The organism is Bacillus cereus group sp. BfR-BA-01309, from assembly GCF_022664315.1.
Taxonomy (GTDB): domain Bacteria; phylum Bacillota; class Bacilli; order Bacillales; family Bacillaceae_G; genus Bacillus_A; species Bacillus_A mobilis.
This window is the reverse complement of sequence record NZ_JAKUHE010000040.1, coordinates 1-8,747: the sequence shown is the minus strand read 5'-3', so window position 1 is coordinate 8,747 and position 8,747 is coordinate 1. Positions and strand designations below refer to the sequence as shown.

Sequence of the window (8,747 nt, the reverse complement as noted above, 5' to 3'; positions counted from 1 at the left end):
CGTTCCCATACCGAACACGGAAGTTAAGCTCTCTAGCGCCGATGGTAGTTGGGACCTTGTCCCTGTGAGAGTAGGACGTCGCCAAGCAACTGTAAGACGAGTCAGTATGACTCGTCTTTTTTGTATGCTTTCATACCTCTGTTAATAGCCTGTTTAACTCCTTCTAAATAGGCGAATCCATACTTTTTATCTGGTTCTAAGTAAGTACCTTCGGCCCATTCATTCCACGCATTAATAAATAAAAACTCGCTGTTGTAAAGGGAATAGGTACGCTGGATTTGTTTGCTTAAATATATCGTGAACTTCCTAGGGGTAGAACCTAGGAAGATGCTGCTATTTAAGTCTTTGCGGCGTGCTGTGTTGTCCCAGTCAACAAAGGCACCGGGAAATGTTTTTTTCTCTGGAAGAGATCGTTTTAATATATACATCCACACTTTATCATAATCCCAAGCATTTATTTTTTTATCAGACTCATATATTGTCTTATTTATGTCTGAAGAGCTATCATGAGCAATTGTATAAAAAGGCTCAAATTGAATGCTAGCATCAAACCCATTTATATTAGGAAGTGGAAAGCTGTTTAATGTTTCTGCAAAGTATATACCTTTCAAACCATGTTCTTGTGCGAGTGTATTCCAATAATGAAGCATTTGCTCACAATTAGGGATATGTCCAGGCCGATAAATAATAAATAGTGGTTTATCATCTATACGGATATACCTCTCATCTTGAAAAGCTTGTAATAAATACTCAAAGTGTTCTTTCCAATCCGATAACTCTCCGTAATTTTGTGGCATTAATATGTGACTATCAAGACCATCCCAAGTTTTTGTCCACGGTTCATTTGCCCAAGAAAGGCAAAATGGAAAGTCTGGTTCCTTCATCTTAAGTACCTCATTAAAGGGTGTCTCCAATAGCCTCTTTCCTTTAAACCAGTAATGGTAATAACAAAAACCATATATGCCATGTGCTTTGGCGATTTCTGCTTGCCATTTTCTTACGGATGGGGTGGTTAAGTCATAATAAAAATCTTGATAAGGTTCTCTAGGTTGGTAATGTCCTGAAAATAAAGGTCGTGCACTTTTAGTATTTGTCCATTCAGTAAATCCTTTCCCCCACCATCGGTCATTTTCTTTTATTTGATGAAACTGTGGTAAGTAAAAAGCGATTATTTTCAAGGTATATCCTCCTTATGTTCTTCGTAGTTCAAGTGGTGGGAAGTTACTTTTGATTTTTGGGCTCTAGTTCAAAGCGCGAGATATGTTATTTACTTACTGTTTTTGTATGCTCCATAATGAATTCATTTTTACAGTTTGCTCGATATAGCTGAGATAAAAAATGATTTTCATTATGAAATTACGCGCATTACCATGAATGAAAAGGGTTAATCTTTTTGGAGAACAAATAGGGCTTGGGGTAATCGGTTTACATCATCAAAAAAGTCCCGTAGCTTTAAATACTTCTCATAGTGATTTTTAATATAAGTTTTAGGTATAACAGTTTCTCCATAAAAGCTACGATCTCTAACGTCTCCTGCCCCTGTAGGACTGTGGACAAAATTTCCACGTTCATAATCCGAGATGGTACGATTTATATCTGGAAAAGCTTGAGATAAAGTTTTATGCCACCCGGTTTGAATTAATTCAGGGTGTTCCCTAAATTGTTGACAGAAATCGAGAAAATAGCGTGCTTGTGTTGTTGCGATGAAGATGCCACCTGGACGAAGAATTCTTGAAAACTCTTTTATCCAATGTTCTGCAGTTTCTTCGGATAAATGTGAGAATACAGAATAAGCGAATATGATGTCTAATGAATTGTCATTAATAAATTCTACAGGAGGTTGTGGGGGAGCTATTTTATATCTGCCTCTTCCTAACGTTTCGTTACAAAGGTTAATCATTATAGGATCTACATCAATACCAAGTAAATTTTTATGGCGAACATCTTTGAAAAAGAATCGTATGATTCTTCCCCATCCGCAACCAAAGTCTAAAATTCTCCGTTCTTTATTCAAGGGAACACCTAAATTTTGGGCGTATGTTTTTACATGGCTATAAAACAAATATGCTTCATAAAGAGCATGTTCATAGGAAGCACCTACAAACTGTTGTTGAATTTCTTCAGGGGGGAACGTAGGTACTGGGATGCCATTTATCTTTGTTTGGGAGCAACTTTGTATAAATAGATTTAGAAGTTCAATATCAGATAGTGGGCTAACAAGGTTATCAAAATCACTTCCTAACTTAAAGTTATTCATTTGTTAAACCTCCGAATGATGTAGTGATTAACAGCTACTTACATGTTTTTTTACTAATAAAAACATGCAAAAATTCAGCATCTAACCCCAGTGATCTATCCTTTTGTAAATACACAATGGTATACATATTTGCATGTGTATAAATATATTCAATCATATCTTGACCCCAATCAAATGTTACTAAAGACCCGTTCGCATCAATAGGATTACCATGATAAATTGGCTCTTCCATATACTCAATTCCTTCTTTATTAATTCTTGCTCTTTGCAAAGTCTTTGTGAGTGTATGATACCAAGGGACAGTAAACACATGAGTACCACCAGGCTTTAATACACGCTCTATTTCTTTAAAGGCTTTGTTCGGCTCCATTACATGTTCAAAGACATCTTGAGTAATGAACAAATCAAAAGATTCATTTTGGAAAGTCATATCTTCTAAGTTTTCACATCTAATTCCTTGAAAGTATTGGCCAAGAGGGTGATTTTTAAAGTATTGAGAGTATGTATAGTTTTTACAGTTTTTTATAAGTAGCTGAGTCGTAATCCCTCCAGGAGAGGATTCGTGTATATGATAGGAACCCCATTTTGGAAAAAATGTATTTAAAACATGGATTAAAGCTCGCTGCCTTGGTATAGAGTGGCATGTAGAACATAAGTAATGATCTCGAAGCCAATCATTCTGCTCTATAAACGTAGTTTCCTTCTCACAAATAACGCAGTATCCATGATTGTGTTTCAGTTTACATTCCACATGATATCACTCCTGTGTTAAATGCAATGTATTTATCCTGCTATTTTCAGGGTAGTATGACTCTGAATTCAAAATCGGGCTGAAGAAAAACAGTTAGGTGGGAGATGGATTGCCCGTAAATACCTTCACTTTATGGATAGTACGACACATACGTCAACAATCAGCGAAATCAAAGAGAGTGGATAGAAACATTAGCGGGGGAAGAACCCACGCTAATTAAAGTTTCATTTTATGCTATGCGATACATTCGCTTTTATTCATTGAAGAATGTATCGACTTACAATATCCCTTTTGTGTACGGATACATTTCAAAGTCCTGTGCATATATTTCTGTAACTAACTCCATTGTTTCTTTATCATAAAAGCTTTCATATGTTGGAAAGCGAGGGAAGGCTGCATCTGTAATGCTAAGATCTGCATAGCTTCCTGTATAAATCATCTTATGAGCACGATGGTGATTGGAATTTGTAAGAAGTGCTAAATTGGATTTAATTAAACCGTACGTATGTTCTATCTTGGTGATTTGTGTATTAAAATCTTCTAAAGGAATATAGTACTTGATGAAGTTTTCTTCACCAGGAACGTATTGCTGACTAAAATGTATATCTAGTGCTTCGGAATTGGAACCAAATGTTTGGACGTAATATAAAAATTGTTTAAATGATATTCCTTGTTTACTATATTTATCATTATAAAAACACTTTCGGATACTTTCCCATTGCGGGTTAGCATATGGATTATCAGCAAGTAATAAAAATGAGCTGACAGCCCTTGTATAGGGATTACGTACAAGTTTACAAACATCTTTTTTTGCTGCTAGAAGATCACATTGTAACTCTGGTATGTAATTTGTATGGTTTTTATATACCCAGAACTCATAGTAATGAATAAAGTCATTGTATTTCTTTGCCTCAGTAAATAATCCAAGTTGAAAAAAGAACCAATTAGCTAATGCGGTACATCCGCTTCTGTGGCTCCAAAATAGTATAAGTGGAAAGTCTTGATGGAAATGTGGAATTCGATTTTTATGTAGGGTTACATAATTTAAAAGTTCTTGATTTACATTCTTCATAAATGTAGTGCTCCTTTTTGAAAGTTTTATTTATGGAGAAGATTTTTTACTAATCCAGTATATTCATGGGAATGAGTAAATAGTATGAGTGTTTTTTGTGGTCGTCTGAAACGAGATAGCGATTCTAAAATATAAAATAAAGATAATGAAAATGTATAAGAGGCATACAATTATAAGAGAAGGAATAATAGAAGTGACCAAGTTCATTTATCCCGCTTTAATGGGCAGTAAGACCCCCATCTCAAAATTCAGCGAAAGCAAAGAATTTAGTTTGGGGATCAACTGCCCATAAAAGTCCGATTGGTTCAACTAATAATCAGTGGGGGATGAAGAAAACCCCCACTGATTAAAGTTTCACTTTATTTGTATTTCTAGGTGTGATAAGTAAAAATCTTATTACTAGAGAGGATATTATGAGGAAGAATAATTATTTAATAGTAGGTGGAAATAGTTTCATTGGTATTAACCTCGCATTAGGTTTATTGAAACAAGGTCAAAATGTAAAAGTATTTTCCAGACATATAAATAATTTTCCTCAAGATATTATAAGTGAGGTTGAATTTATTAAAGGTGATTTAGCGAATGTTGAAGATATATATAAAACTTTAGTGAATGTAGATGTAATTATTTATTTAGCTGCAACGTCTAATGTAGCAACTTCAATTGAAGATGTTTTTGGAGATATGAACAGTAGCTTTTTTTTTCTTAATTTCATGGAAAGTGTTAAAAACTTTCCTATTAAAAGAATTGTGTTAGCATCTTCTGGGGGCACCGTGTATGGTGAACCTGAATATTTACCTATTGATGAGAAACATCCATTAAAGCCACTTTCTCCTTACGGAATAACAAAAGTGTCGCTTGAAAATTACTTGTATTTTTATAAGAGAAAATACGGAATTGATTATGTTGTATGTAGATATTCTAATCCATATGGAAAATATCAAAATCCTTTTAAAAAAGTTGGGGCAATAAATTGTTTTTTATATCAGCATCTCAGCAATGAGAAGATTAATATATATGGTAATCCACAAGAAATTATTCGAGATTATATTTATATCGATGATTTAGTTGAAATTACTATACAACTATCGCAATTAAATCGCTTGAAATCTTGTGTATATAACATAGGAAGCGGTAAAGGTCTCTCTTTAAAACGAATTATAGTAGAATTGGAGAAATTAACGGAAAGAAAAGTGGATTTTATCTGTTATAAACAAAAACAAGAAAATGTTCAAAAAATCATTTTAAATATAGATAGGGTAAGACAAGAATGTAATTGGGAACCGAAAATAGATTTTAAAAGTGGGATTAGATTAAATAAACTATGGATTGAAGAGTTCTTATATAGTAAAAAATAATAAACCATGCCCTACTTCTGTATAAGTAGAGCGTGGTTTATTATTTTATTTCTTTTTTTATTACCCAAAGGTCTTGATGTTCCCACCAAAAACCTTCAGTGTATTTTTTGATAATAGGGTTATAAGGTAATAATTTAATTTTGTCACATACGTAAGATGGGCTAACAATTGTTTGGCCGTATTGATAAACATCTAAATCGAGCTGTTCACTAGAGGGGAGAAACCAATAACCCTGTTTATTTAAATCGGGAAAACCGAAGTACTTTTTACTTTGATATCCATGAGTTGTGAAAATGAATAAGCCGCCAGGTGAAACAGCATTATACAATGTTTGAAGCCAACGAGACCAAGTTGTATCAGGCATATGAGAAAAAAAGGATAGGCAAAAAACGATATCATACGTAGACGAGGTCAAATTTACTTGTTCAGGTTCAGGGTGAGATAAGATAGAAGAAGTATTTAATGTACGTTCAATAAAAGTAATAGCCTCTTCATGTATATCACAAGTAGTTATACTTAAGTTCGTTTCTAGATTTAATAAATGACGTGTTACGCAGCCGTATCCGGATGCGAATTCTAATACTTTTATTGGAGTGTCTATAGGAGGATAAAAGGAAGTAATTAAATCTAAGAGCGTTTCTGCGGATTTTCTCCCATCTTGAAAATAATAATCTATTGCTTCTTTTTTAGACGGGAAGACTGGATTCGTGACAAGGAATTGAAAGATGTGATCCTCTGGATGGATACTTGCGTTTACATTGTAGTTGTGTGCAATTTGAGAAATCAAATCTTTATTTGCCTCTATAAATTCTTTCAAAGAGGAACCCCCCTTAAATGATAGTAACGTCTGACAAGAGATGCTGATGGCAAAGAGAAGATATCATTAGATCTTCAAATATGCTTTAAGGTACTTTCTATATGTGTACATTTTCTTTTTTGAAATGTCGTCGATAGTAAAAGCTTTTTTAATGAAATTCTGCATTTGTACAACTTCACTGTAATGGGAATATGAATCTTCTGTTTTCGTTACGCTATTTGTATGTCGTCTATGATTGTTTAGAGGCTTTGGATTGAAATAAACATGCCCCTCTTTAAGAATAGAAACATAGAAAAACCAATCACCAGCTACTTTAAACTTTTCTAATTGTTTTTCTATAGTTTTTATATCTATGTTTTTAAAAACTACACTTGATACATTAGGTATCGTGTTTTTGATAAGTAACGTATCTTGTATTTCATCAGTCCCTTTTCGAACATAAGAACTTTTCCATTTTTCCTTATCAATATCATTTGTGTAATCTAAATAATGATTGGCCAAGATATTTCCTTGTTCATCTATTTGTTTTGATTGTGTGTAGCTTAAGGTGACATCACTATTTATATGAAACCCTTGTATTACTTCTTCTAAAAAGGTCTGATCACATAAGTCATCGGCCTCTGCAATCCAAATGTAATCACCGGTTGCTGCAGAGACGCCTTTTATCCATTGTTTAAATACAGAACCAGAGTTTTTATCATTAATAATTTGCTGAACTTTTAGGTGGGGCTTATTTTCGTTTGAGAGCAGCTTTTCAAATATAGGTACGCTATTGTCAATAGAGGCATCGTCTAGGAAAATTAGTTCGTAAAGGGGATAGGTTTGGTTTAATATTGATTTAACTCGATCGGGTAAGTATTTTTCGTAATTATAGTTCGGTACAATGACGCTTACTTTTTTATAATTATGCTCAAGCAGGTTTAATAATTGATAAATGTAATGAAGGAAGTTGAAATCTTTTTCAATAAGTTCTTGGCCAAAGCTACCTTTTTGTAAGCGTAAATCTTCATCTCCAAGAAATTCATATATTCTTTCCAACATCATCGGTAAGTTTAAATAGTCTACTAATGCGCCAGTTTGTTCCGTGACAACATCTTCAAAACCTCCAGCGTTTTTAAAACCTATAACAGGGACTTTCGTATCTAACGCTTCTAAAACAACGTTTGGAAAAGGATCTTCTCTTGAAGTTAATAAATATAAATCAGCCCCGGCGTTATATAAACCGATATCTGGAGTAGGCTCCACTAATGTAAAATGTGCTGTATATCTTGGGGATAGCGTGTTTAAAAAGTGAACATCCGTTCTCCCAACCCATATAAAATGAATATTCCTATGAATCTTTCTTACTGAGTAAGCAGTAAGTGAGAATAAATCTATCCCTTTTCGATGATCAGCGAAACCTACTCCCAAAATGATTTTGCTATCTAGAGGCAGGTTATGTTTTTTTCTTAATTCGTTTCTAGCTTTTGCAATATTGTTCTTATAAGGATTATGGTTAAATAAACCTTGAGGGAGAATATGGCACTTCTTATGATCTAATTGGGTGATTGTACGGAATTTTTCATATACGTATTGTGAAGGGAAGACTATTTTGTAAGCAGACTCGGCAATATTTCTCGCTTTTCCTTCGGCAGAGTACTGTTGTATTAAATGCGGTAATTCATGTATTAATGAAATAACTTTTATATTGTGTTTAGCTAGTAATGCAACTATATCACCACTTATTACGGTACTACATATCGCGATGGTATAGCCTTGTGATACTAACTTCTTTATTAATAATTCGACATTTCCTTCCGTTGGGTAGTCTTTCTCTAGGCAATAAACGGGACCATAATTTTGAAAATCGTGGATTAAAATGCCTGTTCCAATTGAAATAATCGCGACGGAGTAATGAAAGTTTTCTTTAAGAGCTCTAATGGTATGTAAAGAAAGCAGCTGTGCTCCGTGAAAATGGGCATCATGGGATACATAAATGATCTTCTTATTAACATGCATTTCATAACGCCTCCTAAGTTAATTAGATTTTAGTAAATGTGTGGTGTATTAATAATTTGTAGAGAGAAGTGGCAGGAGATAATGGTGAATGTAGCTGGAATGTACTCGAAATAAAAATGCTACTTTTAATATATATTTGTTTGGTTTGATATTCATTCTTTAGAAAGGTGTAAGAGGTAAGTAAGAGAGTATAAATTGTTGATTATGAAAGTGACTGCACCAGTTTATAAATCTCTAGGTACGAGGTTATAAATGAAGAAGGTTTAAGCTCCTTTATAATTTATAAAATAAAAAGGATAAAAGGTATTGACGATTAGAGTATAGAGGTGTAATATAGAACAAGTCGCCGATGCAATAACGCAGAACGCGGCAAACGAAATAAAAAACTTAGTTGACATTAACTAACGAAGATGTTAACATAAGGAAGTCGCAAATGAGCGACCAAGTAGTTCTTTGAAAACTGAACGAAACAAACAACGTGAAACGTCAATTTT

General features: G+C 33.8%; 7 protein-coding genes and 1 rRNA gene. 2 read left to right on the top strand and 6 right to left on the bottom strand.

Going from position 1 to position 8,747, the window contains the following annotated elements; all coding sequences use genetic code 11:
* Positions 1–87: ribosomal RNA gene (gene rrf, locus MR115_RS29315) — 5S ribosomal RNA — on the top strand; the annotation flags it as partial.
* Positions 88–101: 14 nt separating this feature from the next.
* Here rrf and MR115_RS29310 read toward each other — a convergent pair.
* The 4 genes from MR115_RS29310 to MR115_RS29295 form a co-directional block, all read right to left on the bottom strand.
* A complete protein-coding gene (locus tag MR115_RS29310; RefSeq protein WP_242243814.1) occupies positions 102–1,178 on the bottom strand; it encodes a glycosyltransferase WbsX family protein in 1,077 nt (358 codons plus the stop codon).
* 206 nt (positions 1,179–1,384) lie between these two features.
* On the bottom strand, positions 1,385–2,257 hold the full coding sequence (locus MR115_RS29305) for a class I SAM-dependent methyltransferase (protein WP_242243812.1): 873 nt from the start codon (positions 2,255–2,257) through the stop codon (positions 1,385–1,387).
* A gap of 34 nt (positions 2,258–2,291) precedes the next feature.
* Positions 2,292–3,008 carry a class I SAM-dependent methyltransferase gene (locus MR115_RS29300; RefSeq protein WP_242243811.1) on the bottom strand — a complete coding sequence of 239 codons (717 nt, stop codon included), beginning with the start codon at positions 3,006–3,008 and terminating at the stop codon, positions 2,292–2,294.
* A gap of 277 nt (positions 3,009–3,285) precedes the next feature.
* Positions 3,286–4,080, bottom strand: a complete 795-nt coding sequence (locus tag MR115_RS29295) for a sulfotransferase family 2 domain-containing protein (RefSeq protein ID WP_242243810.1) — start codon at positions 4,078–4,080, stop codon at positions 3,286–3,288.
* Between the two features lie 413 nt (positions 4,081–4,493).
* Between MR115_RS29295 and MR115_RS29290 the strand changes: the two genes are divergently transcribed.
* Complete coding sequence (locus tag MR115_RS29290) at positions 4,494–5,438, top strand: NAD-dependent epimerase/dehydratase family protein (protein ID WP_242243809.1); 945 nt, start codon at positions 4,494–4,496, stop codon at positions 5,436–5,438.
* Positions 5,439–5,478: 40 nt separating this feature from the next.
* On the opposite strand, the gene MR115_RS29285 is transcribed toward MR115_RS29290, so the two are convergent.
* Complete coding sequence (locus tag MR115_RS29285; RefSeq protein WP_242243808.1) at positions 5,479–6,255, bottom strand: class I SAM-dependent methyltransferase; 777 nt, start codon at positions 6,253–6,255, stop codon at positions 5,479–5,481.
* A gap of 66 nt (positions 6,256–6,321) precedes the next feature.
* A complete protein-coding gene (locus tag MR115_RS29280; protein WP_242243807.1) occupies positions 6,322–8,253 on the bottom strand; it encodes a glycosyltransferase in 1,932 nt (643 codons plus the stop codon).
* Positions 8,254–8,747 lie beyond the last annotated feature (494 nt).

Excerpts from the sequence above, each read along its gene's own strand:
- MR115_RS29295 (WP_242243810.1), bottom strand. The coding sequence starts at position 4,080 with ATGAAGAATGTAAATCAAGAACTTTTAAATTATGTAACCCTACATAAA.
- MR115_RS29305 (WP_242243812.1), bottom strand. The coding sequence starts at position 2,257 with ATGAATAACTTTAAGTTAGGAAGTGATTTTGATAACCTTGTTAGCCCA.
- MR115_RS29280 (WP_242243807.1), bottom strand. The coding sequence starts at position 8,253 with ATGCATGTTAATAAGAAGATCATTTATGTATCCCATGATGCCCATTTT.
- MR115_RS29290 (WP_242243809.1), top strand. The coding sequence starts at position 4,494 with ATGAGGAAGAATAATTATTTAATAGTAGGTGGAAATAGTTTCATTGGT.